Origin of the sequence: Lysinibacillus sp. OL1, assembly GCF_004332175.1 — a bacterium.
Lineage (GTDB): Bacteria > Bacillota > Bacilli > Bacillales_A > Planococcaceae > Lysinibacillus > Lysinibacillus capsici.
Window position 1 is genome coordinate 87,639 of the sequence record NZ_SJDS01000002.1, and the last position, 22,301, is coordinate 109,939.

Below are 22,301 nucleotides of genomic sequence, written 5' to 3' on the forward strand. Positions count from 1 at the left end.
TGTCTATTCATTTTTTAAGGGGGATAGTAATGGAGCATAAACTTCGTTATGATACACGAAAAGTTCATCGTGTCAATTTGGCTATTATCTCAATTTTGGCCATTCTAATATGCGGACCTATGATTCTATCAAAGGGCATCCATTTTTTATTGATCGGGCTAGCTGTCATTGCGTTAGCGGTATGTAATTATTTTTTACCTATAAAAACGTATGTCAAAGGCTTTATTTTTGGCCTCATTCCATCAAGTGTTGTGTTTACCTTATTTTTGCTTGATAGCTTCTCATTAAATAAACATTATATTTTACTGTGCACAGTGGCCATTATTGCCCTGTATTTTAAAAAAGAATTGATTGTTTTCTTTGGGATTCTAACCAATTTTAGTTTTTTCATTTTATATATGGTCAACTCGTCATCATTGTTAGGCCCATTTGATGATACCATTGTCTTTGTGACACTTCTGGCAATTATGAATGGGGTCATTATAGCTTTTTATTTGCTGGCAAAATGGGGGAATGAACTGATTCAACATGCAGAAATCCAGCAAAATGAAGTGCGTGCATCCTTCAATCAACTACAAAATACATTTCAGGAAATTGAAAAGAGCAGTCAGGCATTGGACAAGCATGTCACGCAATTCCAACAAACAATGCAAAGGATTTCTGGCTCTAGTAAGCAAATTTTAGTAGCGACAGAGGATATTTCTGCAAGTATTCAGCAGGAGGCATCCAGTTTGCAAATGATTCACGGCACAATGGGCGACTCGGTTCATTTTGTCAATAAAACATTGACGATTTCGAAGGATACGGTCGCTAAATCTACTGAGCTACAACAAGAAGTATTAGCAGGATGGGATAAAATGCAGGATGCCATGACTCAAATGAGCGTCATGAGTTATGCGATGGGCTCAACAGTGGAAACTGTCAAAGAGCTTCAATACAGCCTACAAACGGTGGATAGTCTATTAAAGGGGATTACCCATATTGCAGAACAGACTAATTTATTGGCCTTAAATGCCGCGATAGAAGCAGCTAGAGCGGGGGAACATGGAAAGGGATTTGCCATTGTAGCAGATGAGGTGCGTAAGCTAGCAGAGGAAAGCGCTGCAATTACTGTCAGCATTACCAATGTGACAAAAACCTTGTTTGAAAAATCAACAGAGGCTCATCAGCGTTCTGATGACGGTGAAAAGGCACTCCAGCATGGTGAACAGCTTTTACAGGATGTCAGTCATTTCTTTAATAATTTAAAGGATTCTTTTACAGAAACGAATACAGATTTAACAAGAGGGATGCAGGAATTAAGTAGTGCCATCTCACAATTTGAGGTAATCCAAATGCAAATTGAAAAACTGAATCACATGACGGAGCAAAATGCAGCTTCTACTGGTGCTATTCTACATTCAGTGGAGGATGAAAATCAGCTTCTCGTAAGCATGACAGACACCACGAACCACATTCAGGCTTTAAGTAACACGTTAAAGGCATTAGTGATGGCAAAGGTATAATAGAACCATTGATATTGAAATAAATGGTAGGGTAAAATAAGAGTAGGATTAACCTTCCTAGATGGAGGGTATAAAGATAGTATTCATTTACATTGTTTTATCCATATCTGGTTATGGTGATTGTTTTTGAGTTTGTATGAGCCTCAGCACAATAACTTAAATATGCATTTTTAGTGGGGTATGCTATGGTGATTGTCACCATTTATATAATAGCTGTAGATACATTCAGACCATAAATCTGTTGTATGACTTGAAAAGGAGGAGGGATTCCATGAACATTCGTAGTGTACAGAGTTCAGATTACTATACTTTATCTCCATTGATTAATGAGTGGTGGGGTGGTAGGAATATGTCAGATAAGCTGCCTAAATTATTTTTTGATCACTTTACAAATACAAGCCTAATTATGGAGAAGGATGGCGAGATTATCGGCTTCCTCATTGGCTTTTTATCGCAGTCTAAAACAAATGAAGCGTTCATCCATTTTGTTGGGGTCCATCCTGATTACAGAAAACAGAATATTGCAAAAAGATTATATGATGTATTCTTTCATGTGGTGAAGCAATACCATCGAAATATTGTGAAATGTGTCACGTCGCCTATTAATGAAGTATCCATCGCCTTCCATACGAATCTGGGTTTTAGAATGGAAAAAGGTGACAAGGTGATAGATAATATGTCCATTCATAGTAATTATGGTGGTGAAAATCAAGATCGTGTGTTGTTTTATAAAATTCTACCGTAATTTACTTTCGATAGTTGGCATATAGTCCCGAATAAGGGGGCTATACATGTTTATTAAAAGGTTGTTTACGTTATGGTTTCTACTTTTAAGCATTGTTTGTGGTGCATTTTTCTTTTTGGCAAATGCACCTATTCAATATGCTGAAAAAACCAATGTTTCTATGTCACAGCCTAGTAATGATGAATTATTGCGTTATATTCAGCAATATCAATTTTTAATTAGTGAGATTTCTTATACATTGCGCAAAGAATCCTATAGCTTTCTGTTAGATTACGGAATTTCACCTAATGGAAAAATAGAGCTCCTTGTGTCATTACCCGACAAGGTCGATCACAAGACAAAGCAACACATAGAGGAAACAATGCTGGACGTTATCAAAGCTAATGAATTAAACCCCATCTCTTTTCAAATAACGTTAAAGCAACTCTATGAGCCAGCAGAAGCGATCTCAACTCGGCTCAGTTATAATGATGTCATGGCCAATCTATTTGAGAAGATGTTTGCCCAAGATTTCGGGACTTTCAGCATTGACCATAGTATGACGTCTGAAGGAATTCAAGTAAGCATTAATTTAACAGAAGAGAAAAATCACAAGGCTAAAAAGAAGGCTCAACAGTTAGCGGAAGATATGATAAAGCAGCATCAATTTGATGTAGAAAACTTTTCTATTGATGTTCAAAATAAGATTATAATTTTAGATTAGAAAATTATCACGAATTTTGTTTGGTATGAATTCTGTTAAATGAAGAGGGGAATACATACTCTACATGTGACAATTTCTGTAGCTTAGGGTGTATGTCTAGGTATGGTGGTCATTTTCAAAGGATGTGCAGTGTAAGGGTTTTGTATTTCTAAAAACGGAGCAGACCATGATGGTAATGCTCTTTTTTTATTCATAATCTCAATAACCATCAAAAAGCATGGGGGTAAAAAGAAATGAATAAAACAACACGTAAAATAGCAATCATTACGGGTGCAAGCCACCCTCAAGATATTGGAACAGCTATTTGTAGAAGAATGGCTACGGACGGTGTCAATGTTTTTTTCACACACTGGCATGCTGATCGTAAGTGGATAGGAGAATTCAAACAGGAAATTTTGAGTATGGGTGTTTCATGTGAAGAAATGTCAATTGATTTATCAGATTCTCAAGCTCCAAAAAGTATACTCCAAACGGTTTTCGAAAAACTAGGTGTACCTTCCATTTTAGTGAATAATGCTGCCCATTCAGCACAAGATGGTTATCTAGCGTTAGATGCTCAAATATTAGACGAGCATTACGCGGTGAATATGAGATCAACCTTACTACTTTGTGTGGAATTTGCACGTCTTTTTGAAAAAGCTAATTTAAATTCAGGAAGAATCATTAATATGACATCTGGTCAAGATTTAGGTCCTATGATGGGAGAGCTAGCCTATGTGGCAACGAAAGGGGCAATTTCAGCCTTTACTAGATCATTCGCACAGGAGCTAGCACCGCTGGGCATTACCGTCAATGCTGTCAATCCAGGGCCAACAGATTCTACATGGATGAATGATGAGATTAGAAGCTATCTATTACCTAAATTTCCAATGGGACGGATTGGGACACCAGTGGATGTGGCCAAGGTGATTAGCTTTCTTGCTAGCGAGGAGGCTACATGGATAACTGGACAAATAATCCACTCAGAGGGCGGGTTTCTACGAGGATAATTCATTCTAAGCCTTGCTACAGTTGTGGCAAGGTTTTTCTACGTGCTTATAAGTACCTAAAAAAGGGTCATTCCCGAAATTGGAAATGACCAAGGTTTGTTAGGTGTGTTCGTTGGAGGAAAAAATCTTAAAGAACAGATACACTACTATTTTATTCGATTAGTATAATAATTTCTAGGCTTTGAACCAGTGACAGCGTTTCTTCCTAAGGGCTTTATTTTTTCCCCACATCAACACTTTTATCTTCCGCCTACTTATGTATAGTAAGGCAAAAAGGTTGCTGTAGACCCACTCGATATTGGGTTGTTATGATGATAAGGTACGTAAGTGGGAGGTAAGTAAATTGGAAGCAGAAAGATATAATAATCTTAAATTAGGTGAACGTGGTGCCATCATCAGTATTATTGCCTATATAATTTTATCTATCATAAAAGTTGGCATTGGTTATATGAGTGGTTCAGAAGCTTTAAAAGCGGATGGGTTGAATAATACGACAGATATTATTGCCTCTATTGCAGTACTTATTGGACTAAAGCTTTCACAAAAACCAGCAGATCATGATCATCGCTATGGTCATTGGAAAAGTGAAACCATTGCATCGATGGTCGCATCATTTATTATGATGGCCGTTGGTATTCAAGTATTGGTCGGTGGTTTTTCTTCCATTTTTCAAGGCGGTAAAGAATCGCCGGATATGGTCGCAGCCTATGTAGGGGTAGGATCAGCATTGGTGATGTATTTTGTCTATCGTTTCAACAAACAATTGGCTGGAAAAATCAATAGTAAAGCCATTATGGCTGCAGCTAAAGATAACTTGTCAGACGCTTGGGTAAGTATTGGAACCGCTGTAGGAATTTTAGGGTCACAACTACATATGCCTTGGTTAGATACGATAACTGCAATTGTGGTAGGTTTCATTATTTGTAAAACAGCTTGGGAGATTTTTAAGGAAGCTTCTCATGAACTATCAGATGGATTTGATGAGAAAATTCTGCAAACATACAAAGAGATTATTTTAAAAATAGATGGCGTTAAAGGATTGAAAGAAATCAGAGGAAGAAATTATGGGAATAATGAGGTAATTGATGTCGTTATACTTGTAGATGCAAAGTTAAATATCACGAAAGCACATGATGTTGCTTCGGTTGTTGAGAAAAATATGGTGGAAGAGCAAGGGGTTTACGAAGTGCATGTCCATGTGGAGCCTAAGGATGCATAGGGCAATTAAGTCCTTAAATGTAATATTCAGCTTCAAAAACTATACGGATTAATGAGGTAAGGAATGTCGCTATTGAAATACAAAAACAATTGTCTCTAGCTACTTAATGGCGGTGAAATGACTAATTTTAACCTTTAAAAATGGTGGTACGTGCAGGTTTTAGCCTTCATTGATAAAAAAAATCACTTTACACTGGACTAATACGATTTTTTATCATATACTGTATGTAATAGAATCTTTCTTAAAGAAATAATAAATTCACATATTACAAAGAGTAATCGTGTTTTGTTAGTTACTTTTTGTAATATGTGAATTTTTTTCTTTGGAAGTAGTATGATTTTATTTAATAACATTATTGGAGGTCATTTAAATGACACAAGGTACAGTAAAATGGTTTAACGCAGAAAAAGGTTTCGGTTTCATCGAAGTAGAAGGCGGACAAGACGTATTCGCTCACTTCTCAGCTATCCAAGGTGAAGGTTTCAAATCACTTGAAGAAGGTCAAAAAGTTGAATTCACAGTTGAAGAAGGTCAACGTGGACCACAAGCTGCTAACATCGTTAAACTTTAATTTTTAAATGAAGAAAAACATTCTTAAATAGAGTGGTTTCAGTAGACAAAGTCGATTTTTTCGACTTTGTCTTTATTTTTTCTCATTACATATCAAAATACATTTGTTACTTGCTTACTCTCGATGAGAAGTGAGGATAAGAGGTTTTACCAAGAAGAATGTAAAAGCAACACGAGGGAGTTTGTTCAGTATGATCTGTTTACAAATCAAAACTACCTAAAATCATAAAATCTACAATCACGCCACTTACTGGATTTTCCGATCCTAATACATTAATTCCTAATACTGTCACACCACTAATATTTGTAATATTAGCAGAGACATATTTTCCACTAATATTCTTCTCTCTCATTTGAACCCTCGGTCTTAAGTTTATTGTTGAATTTGTCGAGTATACACTTGCCACTGCATAGTCAAGAGTAGATAAGAGAGGACTGCCATTCACTAATGCATTGTCTGTAAAGTAGAATGTTGCTATTCCATTTGCATCTGAGCTAGCTTGTCCATAAACAATGCGCTTTACTTTTTTGGGATTTGCATCTCCAGCTTTAAACACCTGCATGACTGTTGGGGCAAGTGTAATAAAATCAATGCTCATAGACATTCTCCTTCGTTATTTTTAGCCAAAATTATGCTTGATATATTCTATGAACTGCTTGTTAGATTAGTACACTATGTAAGCTACAAACTTTACATATGCAAGCTTCTACATATATTCTTCTATGCTACAAAGTAAGTAGTAAAAAAGGGTCACCAGGGTGGAAGACGACCCTTTGATCATAGCATGAATATTTGAGGATAATAGAAGGTAATTATTAATGATATAAGAAAGTAGCGCCAGCAATAATTAAAAGAATAAAGAGGACAACAATTAGAGCGAATGATAAATTATCATGCTTGCCATAGTTTGAACCGTAAACTTCATATCCCATATGAAAGTCCCTCCTTTCGAGAACCTAGAATATGTAAAGTATAGAAACGAGGTTTAAATAACTGAAAAATATTTAAGGGTCACTCGGCTGAAAGTGACCCTAAGTAACAATTCGGGAGGTACAAGTTAAACTAGTTTAGCTTAACACTACTATTTATATGAAAAGTTAACTCATTGTGCATAGTTTATTGCCTTTAAAATAAAAATAAGACTATGACGGTCAACCAACGCCAAAGCCTATAAAAGTGTGTGCGATACACTTATTAATAGTTTGTGTAAATATAGTCGATTTATACATTCAAAAAGCCGCAGCGTCGACAAACGCTACAGCTAGTTTAAGTTATTTGGCATCTCTGGTAGGATGCCCCAAATCTACCCTTACAGTTTCTAGTACGATTGAAAGGGTACTGTCTCTAAATTTCTAATTAGAACTTATTCCATATATACGTACGTGTCTTTGAGTACTGTACTAATTAAGCGAATGAGTCTTTATTTTTCAGGATAATTAACATGTAATGGTGGTGGTACAAGCCAGCCTTTATTTTTGTTTAAACGTAAAAGCTTTGCACCAAGTTGAGCTTTAGCCATATGGAATTGCCCAAACATTAATGCGATATCTTCACGAGTAGAAGTACCCATTGCCTGACTACATGCAACTAATCCAGCTGCTAGGTCAGCACTTAGGGCAGCGCTTATTTCTGGATCATTAAATTTTGCACCTGGAGGAATATCTTCCAGTCTTGCTACAGGTCTCTCAGGTGAAGCGGGAGGTAGTGCAATCCCGTTTGTTTTTAGAATTTTTTCTAATTGCTTTACTTCTTCCCTGCATGTTTCGATGATATCTTCAATAATTTTTTTTAGATCTTCATCACCAGCATGATTATAAAACGTTTGATAGCCAGAAATCATACCATAGTCTGCAATTAAACCCGACCAAACACTAAATACCTCACCATAATGCAACGGTTCATCTTTTGGATTTCCACCAAGAATACCCATCTGTACACATCCTTTTCTTATTTTTCGCCATTAAAGCCATGTTAGTATGGCTGAAAAAATAAGTAAAATTCATTTTTAATAAAATTTTTAATGTAAAAATTAAAAGAAGCCACAGAGAAAGAAATCTCTGCAGCTCTTTAAGTAGTGAAACACTACGCAATTATAGAATGGGTGTTTTCTGTTTAGTTATACGTTTAATGTAGCTTTGAAAAAGTGAAAAGTATAGATTTTCTTAAGAAAGGCCACTTTAAAGCATATTGGAGGTGAGTGTTTTGACAAAAGAAAAGCAAAAGAATGAAGTAGAGCAAGAAGAAATAGCAATGGAATTTAATCCTGAAGAATTAGAAGCAGTAAAAGAGGAACAAGAGCAACAGAAAGAACAGCCCTTCAATAAAAAAGAAAAGAAGTAAGAAGGTAAGTATGCCATCATCAATGGTTGTGGCATTTCCATATAGTTTATGCTTGAACCTCCAATGACTTAATTGAAAGAAGATGATTTAAAATGGACAAGAATTTGAATTACGGGGAAGATTATAAATTTATCCCAGCAACTTCTGTTGGAAGCGGTGTAGGTATAGACATATTACCTGATTTATATCAATACACGATTCAAATTGTAAATATTGTACTTTATGGTGAACCGCAGATGAAAGATTTTGTGCTAATAGATGCGGGGATGCCCAAAAGTGCGGATGAGATCATTTCAGTTGTTGAAGAACGTTATGGTTCTAAGTCTCGACCGAAGGCAATCATACTGACTCACGGTCATTTTGATCATGTCGGAGGACTCATAGAATTAATAGAGCGGTGGGATGTTCCTGTCTATGCGCATACATTGGAAATACCCTTTTTATCTGGAAAACAAAATTATCCCGAGCCTGATCCAACGGTAAATAACGGCTTGGTTGCTAAAATGTCACCTATTTTTCCAAATGAAGCTATAAATTTAGGTGGTAACCTCAAAGTTTTACCTTCTGATGGTAGTGTTCCCTTTATGGCAGGTTTCAGATGGTTTCATACGCCTGGCCATTCACCAGGGCATATATCTTTATTCCGTGAGAAGGATAAGGTGCTTATTGCTGGAGATGCATTTGTTACGGTCAAACAAGAATCTCTTTATAAGGTGATTACGCAGACTAAAGAAATCAGTGGTCCCCCTCAATATTTTACAACAGATTGGTCGGATGCTCGAGCATCTATTGAAAAATTAGCAATACTAAAACCTTCAGTTGCCATCACAGGGCACGGATTACCAATGAAGGGCGAAGAACTGACAAGCAACCTAAAAAAACTTGTCGATGATTTTGAACAAATCGCACTACCCAAGCAGGGTAAATATTTAAATTAATCACGTAAGGAAAAAACAAAGAAAAAGCCGCAGCGTCGTCACACGCTACAGCCATTGTCTTGCCAATTTAGTCAGATGATTCATTATATCATAAATTATCAGATTGCAACTGTAGAATGAACATATTTGAATGACAAGACACAATGAATGGCAAGTTGTTAATAGGGGCCTGTTTTGATAATAGCTATCAAAACAGGCTCCTTCTTTGTATTTGAATGTCATAGATCTTTTCATGGTATAAAATTTCCTTTTTAAAAAAAGTGGTTGAACAAATTTTTTATTTGTGTATATAATGTTTATATAGTATATATACAATATAATGAATTTGTGGGGGGAATTGTTTAAGTGATAGGCACTGAAAAAGCGGATGAAAGTAATCGGTTAAAACGATGGATCATCACTATTGGTATATTTTTAATTGTTCAATTGATCTTTAGCGCGGTCGATGGCACTGCTCTTGAGCCGAACATGAACGATAGTAATAATTTAGTTGCTAGAATGGGAAGATGGATTTTGGATTCGAGGCTTTTCACCGAATGGATAACGCCTTATTCCTTTCCTTTTTTTAATATGTTCATCACAATCCATGTTATTGCTATACTGATTGCAGCACTAGGGAATATGATTTCAACGATATTCTCAAAAAAATAAAGAAGAGGGATTGGCATGCAAATAATTATTTCGAACAGTTCAAAGGAGCCAATTTATGAACAAATTACGAATCAAATTAAATCACTTATTTTAGCAGGTGAACTACAGGAGGGCACAGCAATACCCTCCATGCGTAACCTCGCAAAGGATTTACAAATTAGTGTAATAACGACAAAACGGGCTTATGAAGAATTGGAGAAGGCGGGCTTTATCTATTCCATTGTTGGCAAAGGATCTTTTGTAGCAGAGCAAAATTTGGAGGTTATACGGGAAAAGAAGCTGAAGGTTATTGAGGAACAGCTAAGTGCGGTCATTGCGAATAGCAGAGAAATAGGCCTGTCTCTTGATGAACTAAAGGAATTATTGAAGATTTTATACGAGGAGTGAAAGGGATGGAAAATGTAGTCGAATTAAAGAATGTCACAAAGAGGTTCAAAGGCTTTTCCGTAAATCATATAAATTTACAGGTAAAGCGAGGCTTTGTAACGGGTTTCATTGGAGCAAATGGAGCTGGTAAGTCTACAACGATAAAAACGATGATGAATCTATTAAGGCCAGATGCTGGAGAAGTAAAGCTTTTCGGATTAGACTACAAGACGCATGAGAAGGAGATTAAGCAGCGCATTGGGTTTGTATACGATGGCAATATATTTTTTGAAGGGTTGAACTTAAAAGATATAAAACGTATAGTTGCACCTGCTTACAAACGCTGGGACGATACAATATTTTATCAATACGTAGAACAATTCGAATTACCACTTAACAAAGCAATAAAAACATTTTCTAAAGGGATGCAAATGAAGGCTTCATTAGCAATAGCCCTCTCACATCATGCAGAGCTAATCATTATGGATGAGCCGACAGCAGGATTAGATCCCATTTTTAGACGGGAGCTGTTAGATCTATTACAGGAATTAATGGTTGATGGCAATCGCACTATTTTCTTTTCTACGCACATTACAACTGATTTAGATCGTATCGCAGATTACATAGCTTTTATACAGAAAGGGGAATTAGTATTTAATCAATCTATACACGATGTAGCTGAAAACTATGCGCTCGTTAAAGGTGAGTTGAATCTACTTGATAGAGACACTGAAAAAGCATTCGTTCATGTTCATCGTGCATCCACAGGATTTGAAGCACTAACGGATAATATTAAAGCTGCGAAAAATATTTTTGGAGACACAGTTATGATTGAACGTGCCTCTCTGGAAGATATCATGTATTACTTTAAAGGAGGCATCCATCATGCTTAACTTAATTAAACGCGATGTCATACTACAGAAAAGGCAGCTATTGCTTTTTATTCCTTTTATCTTAGTTTTTATTTTGTTAGGGGCACCACCCGTTTTAATTTTTCTGGTCGCCAGTATTTTTATTCCCTTTAACACATATGCATACGATGAAAAAGTTGAGACGAATATATTATTAAACTCCTTGCCATACACACGTACAGAAATTATCGCATCCCGCTATCTTGGAGCGATTGTCTATATGATTTTATCCATAGGTGTTACAAGTCTAGCGCTTCTAGCTTTCAATAAACATTTTACGATATCTGACATTGCCATTGGTAGTGGCTTATTCTTACTATTTGCTGCGTTGACCTTCCCATTATTTCAGATATTTAAACAGGGTTATATTACAACGGTTATACTTATTAGCTTTATCCTCTTAACTTGGATTTCACGACCAATTGCATTGTATATGAATGAACACTTAACAACAATTATTGATTTTGTAGATAATACATCCGTTACGGTTTTATATACAGGGGCGACACTTTTTATTATGCTAATCTATATTATTTCTTGGGGGATTACACATATTATTTACCAACGAAAAGCCTTCTGATTGTGTGCTTTTGTTTACTTCTAGAAGATTATTCAAGGAAAGTGGACAATTTTAGAATGGTGCACTTGATAAAATTTCATTGGGAGCTGAATGTAGATGGAATTTAAATGTCTTTATGCAAAAATGAATGAAGTAAAAAGGTTATGTTGCTTAATATAAGAGAAAGAATGAAAGCCTCCATTGCCTACAAATCGACATATTTAGGCATGTTTACTTAGTATTTCGAAAGTTGTTTTATAGTAATATTTGGTATATAGTCTGTAGGAGGTTTTATATGCCTGATTTATTACTCGTTCTTTTTTTATTTAACTTTTCTTTATTTCTTTTGCACGAAATGGATGCAATAAGATGCTCTGAGTGGCGATTGTTTATAATACTTAAAGATATGGAAGATTCAAAGGCTTATAAAGTATTCACTTTTATTCACCTGTTTCTATACGTATTAATCCTTTCCTTACTTTTCAGTCAGTATCAAACCATCATTTTTTGGGTCCTTGATCTATTCTTTATCATCCATGCAATCCTGCATTTATTTTTTGAAAGGCATCCTCGAAATGAATTTAAAAATAGCTTTTCAAGATCCATTATTTATCCAATGGGGGTCCTTTCTGTCATACATTTAGCATTATTAATTAATATTTCGACTTAATTGTATTGTAAAGGAAGTTTTCAGCTAGTAATTTGCAGAAAATTATTCCAATTTGTTGGTTTTCTGCTTATTATAAAGATGGAGGTGATTATCAGATGTATAGTAATACGGCAAATATGTTGAAGCAAACGAATAATCTTATCAATGCATTGAAAAAATTAAAACAAAATCTATCTTTTGTGAAATTGTATATTAATAACGATAGAATACTGGCTATCTATTTTTTAAGTAATGCGTATAGTGATTTTAATTTATTTAAAACAATTTATTTATCTGTAACACCTGGTGATCAAACGATTGATAAGTTTTTACAGGAGTATGAAAAATTCTTTATAGAAGTGAATAAATACTTAGAGGTCTTTAATGATGATAGCGTTGTCGAGGATAGACTTCATAAGGAAGTTTTGTTTGCGATTAATGAATTAGAAAGATATTTGTTAAATCTGTTAGATGTGTATAGATAAAAAGTTAGACATTCCTTATTTCCGAGGGGTGTCTTTTATTTTAAAGAAGCTCCTTAGATAAAGCCTCTCTGGTTGTAGGGGTAAAATGTTAAGGGATGGGGGAAAAATATGATCAGAAAAATTGAAATGGGTTTGTTTGTAGTTGGAGTAGTAATGGCCATAATAGGTATGCCTTATTTATTGGGGTATTCAACGAATGAATGTTTAAAATATCCTCTCTATCTAGGATTAATATTAATAGTTGCCACTATCCCTGTAACAATACCCAAGAGTAAATAATCCATTGAGATATTAATACTTGGTGTCTTTTATAATTTTAGAGAAGGTAGAGATACACTTGTGATATTGATCCTCAAGAGTAGTAGTATTCATAAGTAACGAGTTATCTTGCTGATATATACTATAAAAATGATACTCAGATCTCCTGGCTCCTTCTATTTATAAGAAAGGAAAAAATTACCTATATAAAATAAGGTGAGACATTGGTAAGATTTGATAGGTAAAGTATTCGATGGAATTGGAATAGAAATAGAATGCTAATTAGTCATTACAAAACGTAAAAATGGTACATAGTTCTAAACTTAGGGACAATTAAAAAGCCAAAATAAACTATGAAGGAAAAACACGGCTGATAATTGAGAATAGACAAACAATTGTAGAGAAATTATCCGATCTTTTCTTAGTGCGTCCATAGCTTTTAGAGGTTTGTAGAAGGAAGGAAGTATAGTATGAAAAATCAATTGATACGATTAATCGCTATCGTTCTACTTGGTGTGTGTGTATATATTAATATGTACGAAATAGATGAATTAGGGTTGATGCAATTTTTTGCATATGTTGGCTTATTAGGTTTTACTTTTGCGGTGGGTATTCCCATTATCTTTATTAAAAACCAAATTAGTTTAGCCAAAAAATTTGGTTTGTTGTTTTTAAGCATGATCATCGCTGCAATCATTCCTTTTTTGGGATTTGGAAATTTAAAATATATCCTTGAAGAACATTTAATGACTAAAGAGATGAATAAAATTGTAAATCAATATAATGTAGAGTTGCAACCTGATGAGGTTTTTTTAACCTTTCAAAACCATCTTCTGGTTGGAAAAAGAGATGATTTGTTTGGAAGTTTAGACAAAACACTATTGATTTATAATGCCGCAGGGAAAGAAACGAAAAGAATAAAAATAACGGAATTAGCAAAAGCAGCCGTTCCTTATCTGCCCCTTACCGATAAAGAAAAGGAAACAACTTATTTTGATGGTATGAAGGCACAAGGAAATACATATGACCTTTGGAAAAAAATAGATGAAAACGACATACAACTATTTTTTAGATACGTTACAACGGAAGTTCCTGAGGATTATCAACCTGAACCAGATATGCCAGCCGATGCAAAGGACATAAAGTTCCATTATGATATCACCTATTCACCGGCTTTAGATGAGAACGGGGAATTTGTTTTTAGTTCGGATACTTTCCATTTATATAAAAGCAACGAGTCAATTCGAGTTAGCTACAAAGCTTCGGGCATTGAAGCGATTGTTGCTCCAAATACTGCAGTGTTAGTGAACGAAATCAAGTAAAGATTACATACATTGCTAACAAAAGTACAACATGAAGCCAGTAGCGTGTTAGCGGCAAATCCAAAAACGGTATTAGGATGAATATACTAAGTAACAACAAAGCCTAGGTACTCAAATTAATGTTGAGCCTGGGCATTTTTTACGTGATTTATTTATCTAACGAACGTGTTATTTTTCGAAATTTCAAATAAATGAATGACCACACCCTAATAAAGTGGTAAAGTATAGAAAAAGTGAATGGAGAATTATGTAATGGAAAAACTGAAGAAGGTTGAATTAAAACATTTTTCAAGTGAATATATGCAAGGACTGAACGCTTTTGTACTTACTGAAGAGCAAAAACAATTTTCTGCACTACCGAGTAATTTTGAGGAAATTAATGAAGGACAGCATCGCATTGTAATTCTAAGTGAAAATACACCTGTTGGTTTCTTTCTCCTAAATGCAAATGAACGAGTTAAGAAATATTCTACGAATAGAAATGCGATGCTATTATCTGCATTATCAATTAATCATACAGAACAAGGGAAGGGCTATGCAAAACAAGGAATGACATTACTAGTTGAGTTTGTTAAAGCAGAATTTCCTAATTGTGATGAAATTGTTTTAGTTGTAGACAAAGATAATATACCAGCACAGAAACTATATGTAAAGGTAGGGTTTGAAGATACGAATGAAAGGCTAATAGGACGTATCGGCGAAGAGATAATCATGAGGCAATTCATAAAATAAAGTTAGACCACCATTGTCACCAGAGTTTATGCTACATTTTGTAGATGAACTCTGGTTTTATGTTTTGGGGAAATGTCGCATCCATTCTTGAAAAAGAGTTTCATCGATCAAGATTAGCAAAGAAAATTATTTAAAATATCCTGATTAAAAATACCCCAGCTATCATCACCATTAAACCAATTATTTGTAATGGTTGAATTCGATTCTTTAGCGAGTTAAACAATCCGAATTGCTGTACCAGCAAGCTACCAGTGATTTGACCGAATAAAGCAAGAACTACAGTTTGGCCATTTCCAATTTGATTGACAAGAAATACATTGATGAGAACATAAGATCCTCCTAAGATCCCGCCAATCCATATCCACCAAGGAGCAGCTTGTTTAAAAGGCTCTTTAATACTTGTGTAAGATCGATCTTTTAACCCAACAATTATAATCAAGGTAATAGTACCAACAAAGAATGAAACAAGGGCAGCATGAGAAGAAGAGTGAAGAACTTTTCCTAATTGTCCATTAACAGCGATTTGGATAGCTAGTAACATTCCTGCTAGAATCCCTACTATGCGCCAAATCCATAGATTCCGCACACTCTCCTTATTTGTTTGGGGAGAATACTGTTCATTTTTCTTGCTTCGTATAGCTGTAGCTAAAAGGATGCCTAGTAAGACTAGTAATATGCCAAAGATTCGATTCCATCCAAAGGAATATTGTGTTGCATTAAACCAGCCATTATGATCGATTAACATACTCATGAGAGTCATTCCAAAGATCGGTAGGATAGTTGTTTGCACACTTCCCAATTTAGGAAACAAGAGAATGTTAGTAGTTATCGCAATAGCGCCACCAATTCCCCCCAACCATATATAGATAGGTTGGTTCAACAATAAATCTAATGGAATCCCCAGTGATGAACCACTACTTACTAATGTAATAGTTAAGAAGATGACACCAACAGCGAAGGAAATCATTGAAGCTAAAAAAGGAGAAATCACAAACTTTCTTAATTGAGCATTAATGGCTGTTTGCACAGCAAGAATAGCTCCAATACTTATAGCCAAAAGTACTGCAAACATAAAAATTCATCACAACCTTTGTTGAAGAAAATGTAAAAAAACAAATGTAAAACAACGCATGATTGATTATATCAAAGTACGTGTTGAATTTTATAAAATTAAGCACTGAACACTTAGTAAGAAATAGATTTTATTTAGGATGTGGAACGTCACCCAACACATTAAGATAACGATAAAAAAATCAGTTTCTCAAAAAAGAAATGATTTTTCATGTATAGAAGCGGTTAAGAAATAGAGCTTTATGTTAATAAAGTATAGTGTAATCTCTTCATATTCTGTATATTGGTGTATGAGGAGGAGATTTAATGGCAAGAAAATGGATTCTACCATTATTTATATTAGTAGGTGTTTTGATCTCTGGTTGTAGTGAGGGCCAGGAAAAAGGTAGCAAAGATGGTGGAGATGTAGAAGTAACTATTCCAGCTCTATTTTTTGAGGGTCAGGACATTGATTCTGTTATTTCAAAGGCAAAAAGTAGTGGGATGAAGGAAGTCAGTAAAAATGAGGATGGTTCTTTAACTTATAAAATGTCTGAAACAGAACATAAAGAAATGATGAAAGGTTTAAAAGAAGGCATTCTAGCAAGTGTAGATGAGCTTAAAGCAAGTGAAGAGTTCAAATCTATTAAAGATGTAACCTATGACAAATCCTTTTCAGAATTCACTTTATCTGTAAACAAAGAAGAATTTGATAATAGTCTTGACACAATGGCCTCATTCGGACTAGCTTTAACAGGTATGTACTATCAATTATTTAATGGTGTAGATGAAAAGGATTATAAAGTCAAAGTAATTTTTAAAGATGAATCAAATGGAGATGTAATTAACACGATAGTTTATCCAGATGATTTAAACAAGAAAAATTGATCAGAAGAGCACCTAACATAGGTGTTCTTTTTATATGTGATGGGTGCAATCGAATGGGGCAGTAGTAGTTGTTCCTGGTTCTTGATGGCTTTTTATTTTTGCAAAGATTTTGTGTTCAAAGTAGAATATCAGCAGCAAATTCTTAATCCACACATGAATAGGCATTTTAAGAAACGACTGACCAAAGCCCAGATACTCATTAATTTTGAGCCTGGGCTTTATACTTATTTAACTTGTACTTCCTTTTATTATTCTCAAGATCGGCTGAAAGAGCTATCTAAAGAAATTTTTAATGGCATCCATACGAATTTTGCTATAACATTCTTCGCAACGAAAAATCTTATCGGTTCTTTCCTTTAACTGTCTGAATCTCAGTGACCCCTCGTATACTCTGAATTTGTTTCTACAACTAGAACAAATTACCTCATAGTAATACATACCTATCCTCCTCAAGTCTGACCTATTACTTTTTCGTTGATTTATCAAATATTGTAATCAGTTCTCTCGTATATTCCTCAACATTTAACTGGGGATTTCTCATTAATTCAATAGTGAATCCATCAATGGAATTTCGTATCGTTAACGCCATTACTCTTGAAGCCAATTTGGTGAATTCTCGGAAGACACCCGCTTGCATTCCTAGTGTAAGTATGTTTTCAATGGGAAGAAAAATAGTATCATCATGATCCGCCGCAAATCGTAGTTTGCCATCAGCAGTTCTTTCATTAGAAACAATTTCAATGACAGCGAAAACATGCTGCCGATTTTCATCTATGAATCTAAGGTTTGATTCAATATAAACGCTAAGCCTATCTATAGGAGATTTTTGATTTTCTATTAGAGGAGCAGTATAAGCTTGACATGCCATATAGTAATCATAAATTACTTGCTCTAATAATTCCCCCTTACTTGCAAAGTGATAGGAGATAACCCCCTTACTGATTTGTGCACGCTTTGCAATTTGACCTAAAGAAGCTTGAGCGTAACCCACCTCTGCAATGGTTTCGATAGCACATTCCACAATTTGAGTTCTACGAGCTTTTTCAATAAATGACATTTCTTTTTGGTTAGTTGTGTTATTTTTTTTACTCATGTATTTATTTTAGCACGGTTGTACTAATTAAGCAATTAAAAAAACATTTAGGGAGGTTCCTAAATGGAGGCTTTTCTTTTACTTTGAAATTAAACCAAAGCTTGTTCAGAGCTAGACTAGGGTGTTTTGTGACGAAGATGATGATACTTTAGCTTAATGGAATTATTTCTTAGCCTATTTGTAAGTGAAAGTAAGTTGTTTATTATCTGTTGACATGGAGTTGGCTCCATCTTTTAAGATGAATAAAATCAAAGAATGGAGTGATGGGGATGGTCATTATGACAACTATACTAATTGTGTTATACGCGGTTTTAATAGGGGTGGCTGGGATAAAAAAATGGAAAGAAGTTGGATTTGAAGTACGAACATTCATATTTATTATCGTATCAATTAGTATTCTTTTAATATTATGTCTACCAAACAAAGACTGGATGTTTATATTACTAATAATTGCATTTATCCTGATACATATATTGGCAGTTTCAGAAGGGCGGTTAACAAATGGACGAATTACATTCAGCCATCATATCATTCGTTTCATTTTCCATTGTATAATTACCCTAATGGTTTATAAATTTATATTATAGAAGGGGATCATAATGAAAATTGGTGAATTTGCAATATGTACTGGTCTTAGTAAAGATACTATACGTTATTATGAAAAAATGAATTTATTGCATCCAGAAATTAAAAATAAGCACCGTAATTATAACAAGAAAGACTTTGATACAGTGGAAGCAATACTTAAACTTAAACAAACAGGATTTTCTCTTCAAGAAATCAAAATGCTTTTTGATTGGTCGGAAAATATTGATCAAAATAAAAAACTGACAAAAGAAGAATTACAAAATCTGCTTGAAATCAAAGTTATATTTCAAGAAAAATATGAGCAGATGTTACAAAGAGAATATCAGATTAAACAAATTAAACTAGTTTTATTAAATATAGATAATAAAATAAAGCAACTTTTAGAGAAAAATAAAGAAGAAAATTGTTGATTTTAACGATGTATTTAGAAAATTTAGGAAAAGAATGTACCCATATTTTAGAAAGTGATAAACATTGATCCTCAAGAAGTATGCGAGCGATTGGCAAGCAAATGAAACTTTCGAGTACCACGATATTCAGTATGAAAAACAATAATTTAAGCTGCTTCTATTTAGCTTTTCACCGATGATATTCAAGCTTCTTATCAATATATGAGAGAAAATAATGTTGAACTTGTTACAGAGATTCAGGATAATTTTTATTTTGTGTTTAAAGATCTTGATGGCAATTTACTAATGATTTGTAAAGAAGCTTCTTAAAAAATGTGAACATTGCCTTTGGGACTTTACTAAATAAATCAAATTTTCATTAAAACAGAGAAGAAGGTGTCAGCCTGTAGACAAACTTTATTGAGTTTGTCTACAGGCTGCTAAAACCACTGGAGGATTTAATAAAACAGAAAGATTACTGGAAAGAAAGTGGGGAGTCAATAGCAGCTGAATATGCATTGTACAAAGTGATAAACGACAAACAATTCAAGATTGATGATAAATTAATCAAGTTTTACATGACATCAAAAGCGTATTAGCGAGGAGAAGGTAGACAATTAATTAAGTTTACCGAGGATTATCGAAAGAAAAAGGTCACTTCTATTAAAAGTGACCAGGATGTTTAGTTATGCTTTATTAAAACTCTAGGGGATTAGGTGTTTATTCAATTTTATTGAATTGTAATATTTCCTTTATATGTTGCAAAGTAAATACCTGCATCAGGATCGTATGCATAATCAAATCTTGTTAGGTATCCTGCGTATTTAAAATCTCCATCCCATTCAACATGATAAATTTGTCCAGGTGGAAACGTTGAAGTTCTTGTATTAACTGTGACATATTTAGTATACACAGCAGCTGGACTGACATTGTCTATACTAGTAGAGTTTTGAACAACGTTGATTTCGGCTGCTGAAACATTACCTGATGGATAGATGAAAAATGAAACAAGTAAAGCTGAGAGTAGAGCAAAACCAAAAATGCGACCTTTAATTGTTTTTACCATTATTATTCCTCCATTCTAGTATAATCCCCTAGTAATTTACATTTAATCATATATTAGTGTATATTTCAATAAATGGGTATTATTGGTTTTAAAATTGATTAAAAAGTAGGGGCTACACATGCATTATGAGTGGTTAAAGAACTATCAATAATTAGCAGATTAATTTGTACATAGAATAAGCGTTAATCTCAAAAAAATCTATATAACATACTTTTTATATTTTCATAAATTTCTCCTTGCTAAAGAGCGAATGTTTGTTCTAATATAAATACAAACAAACGTTCCGTGGAAGGAGAGGTCAAAATGGCGAAAATATATAATTTTCCAACTAAAGCATTTCGAGATATAACAAAGGAAAGAGTTGATGTTGTAACTATTGCTTCTGGTTTTATGGGTGGTGTTGTAAAGGTATATGAATGTGAAGGGACAGTCATTATTCATAGTGAAAATAAGAAATCCAGCCATGCTAGTATTTCAAATGATCTTGGTCAGGTTAAAGAATGGGAGATTAGATATGCAATAGAACATATTTTAAAAAGAGGCATTACAGAAGTGAATATAAAAGTTAGTAATACAGGAGTTGTTCATATTCGTAATAAAGATATTAATTCACTTTCTCAGTAAAGTCAGGTCACTTATAAAATAATATGAGTACTGGTTATATCGTTAATGGTCTTTTTAAAACGTAGTTTGCAACTTGACTGTTAGAGGCTTTTAAATTTGTTCCAGCTAACTCTGATAGCAAGTAATTATCAACTTGCTTGGAATGATCATGTACAAGAAAAGAAATAACAGGTCAATTGGAGTTAGATATTTAAAAGATATTGTTCTGTAAAGTTATTTAACTTTTAAATGAATTGTATTCTAGGGCACCTGTTAATCTCGCTGATCCGATTGAAAGCGATAAGATGCCTAAAACAAATATGATATGTCCAATTTTAGAATGTGTTTTCATTTTATAACAACCCTGATATTTAGGTAATAACTTACAAAATGATAACATGATTAAGTAATATTTGAAAATATGGTTCGGTTTGATTATTGTACAATAGGAGTAATTGAGGTTGATGGAGGAAGTACTAAAGTGCGAAAGTCAATATGGGCTGTCAGTAAATTATATGAATTTATAATAAAGGAGTATGTTTTATGAAACCATTTATATTACGGCATAAACTAGGCTGGCACCTAGCAAATTAGAGTATCGTAGAACCTATACCATAGGTTTTAAAGTTAAAACATACGAAAGTTATACTTTCATGCTAACAAAAAATAGTAAGTATGTAAGATTAGTAAATAACAATAAAGAAACGGTTGTTAGGAAAAGAGAATTAAAGAGATATTTCAAGGATGGTTGGATACAGTTTCTAACTACACAATATGAGGAACATGCTTGAAAGATATGGAATGGTAAATTATTAACCTTTTTCTTTTTTGGGTTTGACAAAGTAAGAAATGAACATTACAAAAACGCCCATAGATATGTATAGTAGTGCAACAGATTGATCTGGAATAACTGAATCATATTCAAAGAAACCAGATAATCTTCCTAATCCAGTTATCATCAAAGTAATGCCAAAAATAAATATGATAAATCTATTTGTAGAATGTATTTTCAACACATAACAACCCCCGAGGCTTCCTAATAATTTATATAAGGATAACATAAACTGGTAAATATTTCACTATTCAGATTGAGTCAATATACATTATGAATATGTAAAATAAACACGTTCACTTGTACGTGCATGTCAGAAACGAGCAATTGATACAACTAATCATAAAGGCTTTCAAATCAAAGTGACAATAATGTTAGCTTAAGCAATTAATTGTCACCTTTTACGATGGTTTAAAGATACATTTTGGTTATTTAAAAAAGGAAAATGGATTCTATGGATTTTGCTGGCTATATTAGTCGGAATTTCACGTATTTGGGTAGGAGTTCATTATCCATTAGATGTAATGGTAGGTGCTCTTATTGGAATTACTTCTGCAATAATAATTTACTTTACACTTCCGAAATTAACACTAATAGAAAATGGAATTACCAAAAATGAATCCATTGAAAAAGTAATTAGAAGGAAATTCCATAAAGCAAATCTAATGTAAAACAATATTAAAGGTCACACCTTTTTCTTTTGCTTTGAAAACAGCATCAAACAGCCAAAACGCTATGAGTTGAGATGGCAGGGGTTGGTGATGTTTTGAAAGTGGAATTTGTAGAAAATTGTTCCAATTTATTATCTCTCAGATTATGATTTAGTGGGAGGTTAAATAACCTCAGATA

Annotated in this window: 29 protein-coding genes; 21 read left to right on the forward strand and 8 right to left on the reverse strand. The window is 34.0% G+C overall.

The annotated features are described in order from the left end of the window. The first annotated feature begins 29 nt into the window (after nucleotides 1-29). The 6 genes from EW028_RS04790 to EW028_RS04815 all read left to right on the forward strand — a co-directional run bounded on the left by EW028_RS04790 (nucleotide 30) and on the right by EW028_RS04815 (nucleotide 5,732). Nucleotides 30-1,505, forward strand: a complete 1,476-nt coding sequence (locus EW028_RS04790; RefSeq protein WP_131520094.1) for a methyl-accepting chemotaxis protein — start codon at nucleotides 30-32, stop codon at nucleotides 1,503-1,505. Between the two features lie 271 nt (nucleotides 1,506-1,776). Further along, the gene (locus EW028_RS04795; protein ID WP_131520095.1) at nucleotides 1,777-2,250 is read left to right on the forward strand and encodes a GNAT family N-acetyltransferase; all 474 of its coding nucleotides are present in this window, start codon (nucleotides 1,777-1,779) and stop codon (nucleotides 2,248-2,250) included. Between the two features lie 46 nt (nucleotides 2,251-2,296). Further along, the gene (locus EW028_RS04800; protein ID WP_131520096.1) at nucleotides 2,297-2,953 is read left to right on the forward strand and encodes a hypothetical protein; all 657 of its coding nucleotides are present in this window, start codon (nucleotides 2,297-2,299) and stop codon (nucleotides 2,951-2,953) included. A 233-nt stretch (nucleotides 2,954-3,186) separates the two neighbouring features. Further along, on the forward strand, nucleotides 3,187-3,942 hold the full coding sequence (locus tag EW028_RS04805; protein ID WP_131520097.1) for an SDR family oxidoreductase: 756 nt from the start codon (nucleotides 3,187-3,189) through the stop codon (nucleotides 3,940-3,942). A 343-nt stretch (nucleotides 3,943-4,285) separates the two neighbouring features. Then, nucleotides 4,286-5,161, forward strand: a complete 876-nt coding sequence (locus EW028_RS04810) for a cation diffusion facilitator family transporter (protein ID WP_131520098.1) — start codon at nucleotides 4,286-4,288, stop codon at nucleotides 5,159-5,161. A gap of 370 nt (nucleotides 5,162-5,531) precedes the next feature. Continuing rightward, nucleotides 5,532-5,732, forward strand: coding sequence for a cold-shock protein (locus EW028_RS04815; RefSeq protein ID WP_004225195.1), 201 nt, complete (start codon nucleotides 5,532-5,534; stop codon nucleotides 5,730-5,732). Nucleotides 5,733-5,931: 199 nt separating this feature from the next. Here the strand turns inward: EW028_RS04815 and EW028_RS04820 are convergent, their stop codons facing one another. The 3 genes from EW028_RS04820 to EW028_RS04830 form a co-directional block, all read right to left on the reverse strand. Next, nucleotides 5,932-6,330, reverse strand: coding sequence for a hypothetical protein (locus EW028_RS04820; RefSeq protein WP_131520099.1), 399 nt, complete (start codon nucleotides 6,328-6,330; stop codon nucleotides 5,932-5,934). 217 nt (nucleotides 6,331-6,547) lie between these two features. Then, entirely contained in the window at nucleotides 6,548-6,664 is a 117-nt protein-coding gene (locus EW028_RS04825; protein ID WP_004225198.1) for a YjcZ family sporulation protein, read from the reverse strand. Between the two features lie 488 nt (nucleotides 6,665-7,152). Next, complete coding sequence (locus tag EW028_RS04830) at nucleotides 7,153-7,662, reverse strand: DUF3231 family protein (protein WP_048392625.1); 510 nt, start codon at nucleotides 7,660-7,662, stop codon at nucleotides 7,153-7,155. Between the two features lie 272 nt (nucleotides 7,663-7,934). On the opposite strand from EW028_RS04830, the gene EW028_RS25150 reads away from it, so the two are divergent. The 11 genes from EW028_RS25150 (at nucleotide 7,935) to EW028_RS04875 (ending at nucleotide 14,943) form a co-directional block, all read left to right on the forward strand. Beyond that, nucleotides 7,935-8,072 carry a hypothetical protein gene (locus EW028_RS25150; protein WP_155483390.1) on the forward strand — a complete coding sequence of 46 codons (138 nt, stop codon included), beginning with the start codon at nucleotides 7,935-7,937 and terminating at the stop codon, nucleotides 8,070-8,072. A gap of 92 nt (nucleotides 8,073-8,164) precedes the next feature. Continuing rightward, the gene (locus EW028_RS04835; RefSeq protein WP_131520100.1) at nucleotides 8,165-9,010 is read left to right on the forward strand and encodes an MBL fold metallo-hydrolase; all 846 of its coding nucleotides are present in this window, start codon (nucleotides 8,165-8,167) and stop codon (nucleotides 9,008-9,010) included. A gap of 345 nt (nucleotides 9,011-9,355) precedes the next feature. Continuing rightward, nucleotides 9,356-9,661, forward strand: a complete 306-nt coding sequence (locus EW028_RS04840) for a YfzA family protein (protein WP_131520101.1) — start codon at nucleotides 9,356-9,358, stop codon at nucleotides 9,659-9,661. A 15-nt stretch (nucleotides 9,662-9,676) separates the two neighbouring features. Beyond that, a complete protein-coding gene (locus tag EW028_RS04845; protein ID WP_004225203.1) occupies nucleotides 9,677-10,048 on the forward strand; it encodes a GntR family transcriptional regulator in 372 nt (123 codons plus the stop codon). Between the two features lie 5 nt (nucleotides 10,049-10,053). Beyond that, nucleotides 10,054-10,920 (forward strand): ABC transporter ATP-binding protein, encoded by an 867-nt coding sequence (locus tag EW028_RS04850; RefSeq protein ID WP_131520102.1) that lies wholly within the window; start codon nucleotides 10,054-10,056, stop codon nucleotides 10,918-10,920. After that, a complete protein-coding gene (locus tag EW028_RS04855) occupies nucleotides 10,913-11,518 on the forward strand; it encodes an ABC-2 transporter permease (protein ID WP_131520103.1) in 606 nt (201 codons plus the stop codon). The genes EW028_RS04850 and EW028_RS04855 overlap by 8 nt, the downstream gene beginning before the upstream one ends. Before the next feature lie 274 nt (nucleotides 11,519-11,792). Next, nucleotides 11,793-12,167 carry a DUF6713 family protein gene (locus EW028_RS26010; RefSeq protein WP_066037310.1) on the forward strand — a complete coding sequence of 125 codons (375 nt, stop codon included), beginning with the start codon at nucleotides 11,793-11,795 and terminating at the stop codon, nucleotides 12,165-12,167. 95 nt (nucleotides 12,168-12,262) lie between these two features. Further along, nucleotides 12,263-12,631 carry a hypothetical protein gene (locus EW028_RS04865; RefSeq protein ID WP_004225208.1) on the forward strand — a complete coding sequence of 123 codons (369 nt, stop codon included), beginning with the start codon at nucleotides 12,263-12,265 and terminating at the stop codon, nucleotides 12,629-12,631. Between the two features lie 108 nt (nucleotides 12,632-12,739). Then, nucleotides 12,740-12,910, forward strand: coding sequence for a hypothetical protein (locus EW028_RS25155; RefSeq protein WP_193767319.1), 171 nt, complete (start codon nucleotides 12,740-12,742; stop codon nucleotides 12,908-12,910). Between the two features lie 449 nt (nucleotides 12,911-13,359). After that, on the forward strand, nucleotides 13,360-14,211 hold the full coding sequence (locus EW028_RS04870) for a hypothetical protein (protein ID WP_131520104.1): 852 nt from the start codon (nucleotides 13,360-13,362) through the stop codon (nucleotides 14,209-14,211). 252 nt (nucleotides 14,212-14,463) lie between these two features. Further along, nucleotides 14,464-14,943 carry a GNAT family N-acetyltransferase gene (locus tag EW028_RS04875; protein ID WP_054550269.1) on the forward strand — a complete coding sequence of 160 codons (480 nt, stop codon included), beginning with the start codon at nucleotides 14,464-14,466 and terminating at the stop codon, nucleotides 14,941-14,943. Nucleotides 14,944-15,073: 130 nt separating this feature from the next. Here the strand turns inward: EW028_RS04875 and EW028_RS04880 are convergent, their stop codons facing one another. Next, nucleotides 15,074-16,015, reverse strand: a complete 942-nt coding sequence (locus EW028_RS04880; protein ID WP_131520105.1) for a DMT family transporter — start codon at nucleotides 16,013-16,015, stop codon at nucleotides 15,074-15,076. A gap of 305 nt (nucleotides 16,016-16,320) precedes the next feature. Here EW028_RS04880 and EW028_RS04885 point away from each other — a divergent pair, with 305 nt between their 5' ends. Further along, nucleotides 16,321-16,881, forward strand: coding sequence for a hypothetical protein (locus EW028_RS04885; protein WP_131520106.1), 561 nt, complete (start codon nucleotides 16,321-16,323; stop codon nucleotides 16,879-16,881). 273 nt (nucleotides 16,882-17,154) lie between these two features. On the opposite strand, the gene EW028_RS25535 is transcribed toward EW028_RS04885, so the two are convergent. Then, on the reverse strand, nucleotides 17,155-17,319 hold the full coding sequence (locus tag EW028_RS25535; RefSeq protein WP_131520107.1) for a DUF2197 domain-containing protein: 165 nt from the start codon (nucleotides 17,317-17,319) through the stop codon (nucleotides 17,155-17,157). 25 nt (nucleotides 17,320-17,344) lie between these two features. After that, nucleotides 17,345-17,974 (reverse strand): TetR/AcrR family transcriptional regulator, encoded by a 630-nt coding sequence (locus tag EW028_RS04895; protein ID WP_131520108.1) that lies wholly within the window; start codon nucleotides 17,972-17,974, stop codon nucleotides 17,345-17,347. 599 nt (nucleotides 17,975-18,573) lie between these two features. On the opposite strand from EW028_RS04895, the gene EW028_RS04900 reads away from it, so the two are divergent. Further along, nucleotides 18,574-18,972, forward strand: a complete 399-nt coding sequence (locus tag EW028_RS04900; RefSeq protein ID WP_131520109.1) for a MerR family transcriptional regulator — start codon at nucleotides 18,574-18,576, stop codon at nucleotides 18,970-18,972. Nucleotides 18,973-19,681: 709 nt separating this feature from the next. Here EW028_RS04900 and EW028_RS04910 read toward each other — a convergent pair. Next, nucleotides 19,682-20,017: a hypothetical protein gene (locus EW028_RS04910; protein WP_054550262.1), complete on the reverse strand. Its 336-nt coding sequence runs from the start codon at nucleotides 20,015-20,017 to the stop codon at nucleotides 19,682-19,684. A gap of 303 nt (nucleotides 20,018-20,320) precedes the next feature. On the opposite strand from EW028_RS04910, the gene EW028_RS04915 reads away from it, so the two are divergent. Further along, complete coding sequence (locus EW028_RS04915; protein ID WP_048392662.1) at nucleotides 20,321-20,641, forward strand: DUF1827 family protein; 321 nt, start codon at nucleotides 20,321-20,323, stop codon at nucleotides 20,639-20,641. A gap of 791 nt (nucleotides 20,642-21,432) precedes the next feature. On the opposite strand, the gene EW028_RS04925 is transcribed toward EW028_RS04915, so the two are convergent. After that, a complete protein-coding gene (locus tag EW028_RS04925) occupies nucleotides 21,433-21,636 on the reverse strand; it encodes a hypothetical protein (RefSeq protein ID WP_227744867.1) in 204 nt (67 codons plus the stop codon). 274 nt (nucleotides 21,637-21,910) lie between these two features. Here EW028_RS04925 and EW028_RS04930 point away from each other — a divergent pair, with 274 nt between their 5' ends. Further along, nucleotides 21,911-22,123, forward strand: a complete 213-nt coding sequence (locus tag EW028_RS04930; RefSeq protein WP_483869241.1) for a phosphatase PAP2 family protein — start codon at nucleotides 21,911-21,913, stop codon at nucleotides 22,121-22,123. Nucleotides 22,124-22,301: the final 178 nt, after the last annotated feature.

Coding starts and splice junctions, on each gene's coding strand:
- EW028_RS04900 (WP_131520109.1), top strand. CDS start 18,574: ATGAAAATTGGTGAATTTGCAATATGTACTGGTCTTAGTAAAGATACT.
- EW028_RS04815 (WP_004225195.1), top strand. CDS start 5,532: ATGACACAAGGTACAGTAAAATGGTTTAACGCAGAAAAAGGTTTCGGT.
- EW028_RS04885 (WP_131520106.1), top strand. CDS start 16,321: ATGGCAAGAAAATGGATTCTACCATTATTTATATTAGTAGGTGTTTTG.
- EW028_RS04895 (WP_131520108.1), bottom strand. CDS start 17,974: ATGAGTAAAAAAAATAACACAACTAACCAAAAAGAAATGTCATTTATT.
- EW028_RS26010 (WP_066037310.1), top strand. CDS start 11,793: ATGCCTGATTTATTACTCGTTCTTTTTTTATTTAACTTTTCTTTATTT.
- EW028_RS04850 (WP_131520102.1), top strand. CDS start 10,054: ATGGAAAATGTAGTCGAATTAAAGAATGTCACAAAGAGGTTCAAAGGC.
- EW028_RS04875 (WP_054550269.1), top strand. CDS start 14,464: ATGGAAAAACTGAAGAAGGTTGAATTAAAACATTTTTCAAGTGAATAT.
- EW028_RS04830 (WP_048392625.1), bottom strand. CDS start 7,662: ATGGGTATTCTTGGTGGAAATCCAAAAGATGAACCGTTGCATTATGGT.
- EW028_RS04855 (WP_131520103.1), top strand. CDS start 10,913: ATGCTTAACTTAATTAAACGCGATGTCATACTACAGAAAAGGCAGCTA.
- EW028_RS04880 (WP_131520105.1), bottom strand. CDS start 16,015: ATGTTTGCAGTACTTTTGGCTATAAGTATTGGAGCTATTCTTGCTGTG.
- EW028_RS04795 (WP_131520095.1), top strand. CDS start 1,777: ATGAACATTCGTAGTGTACAGAGTTCAGATTACTATACTTTATCTCCA.
- EW028_RS04910 (WP_054550262.1), bottom strand. CDS start 20,017: ATGGTAAAAACAATTAAAGGTCGCATTTTTGGTTTTGCTCTACTCTCA.
- EW028_RS04800 (WP_131520096.1), top strand. CDS start 2,297: ATGTTTATTAAAAGGTTGTTTACGTTATGGTTTCTACTTTTAAGCATT.
- EW028_RS04865 (WP_004225208.1), top strand. CDS start 12,263: ATGTATAGTAATACGGCAAATATGTTGAAGCAAACGAATAATCTTATC.
- EW028_RS25535 (WP_131520107.1), bottom strand. CDS start 17,319: ATGTATTACTATGAGGTAATTTGTTCTAGTTGTAGAAACAAATTCAGA.
- EW028_RS04805 (WP_131520097.1), top strand. CDS start 3,187: ATGAATAAAACAACACGTAAAATAGCAATCATTACGGGTGCAAGCCAC.
- EW028_RS04825 (WP_004225198.1), bottom strand. CDS start 6,664: ATGGGATATGAAGTTTACGGTTCAAACTATGGCAAGCATGATAATTTA.
- EW028_RS25155 (WP_193767319.1), top strand. CDS start 12,740: ATGATCAGAAAAATTGAAATGGGTTTGTTTGTAGTTGGAGTAGTAATG.
- EW028_RS04820 (WP_131520099.1), bottom strand. CDS start 6,330: ATGAGCATTGATTTTATTACACTTGCCCCAACAGTCATGCAGGTGTTT.
- EW028_RS04870 (WP_131520104.1), top strand. CDS start 13,360: ATGAAAAATCAATTGATACGATTAATCGCTATCGTTCTACTTGGTGTG.
- EW028_RS04845 (WP_004225203.1), top strand. CDS start 9,677: ATGCAAATAATTATTTCGAACAGTTCAAAGGAGCCAATTTATGAACAA.
- EW028_RS04790 (WP_131520094.1), top strand. CDS start 30: ATGGAGCATAAACTTCGTTATGATACACGAAAAGTTCATCGTGTCAAT.
- EW028_RS04915 (WP_048392662.1), top strand. CDS start 20,321: ATGGCGAAAATATATAATTTTCCAACTAAAGCATTTCGAGATATAACA.
- EW028_RS04835 (WP_131520100.1), top strand. CDS start 8,165: ATGGACAAGAATTTGAATTACGGGGAAGATTATAAATTTATCCCAGCA.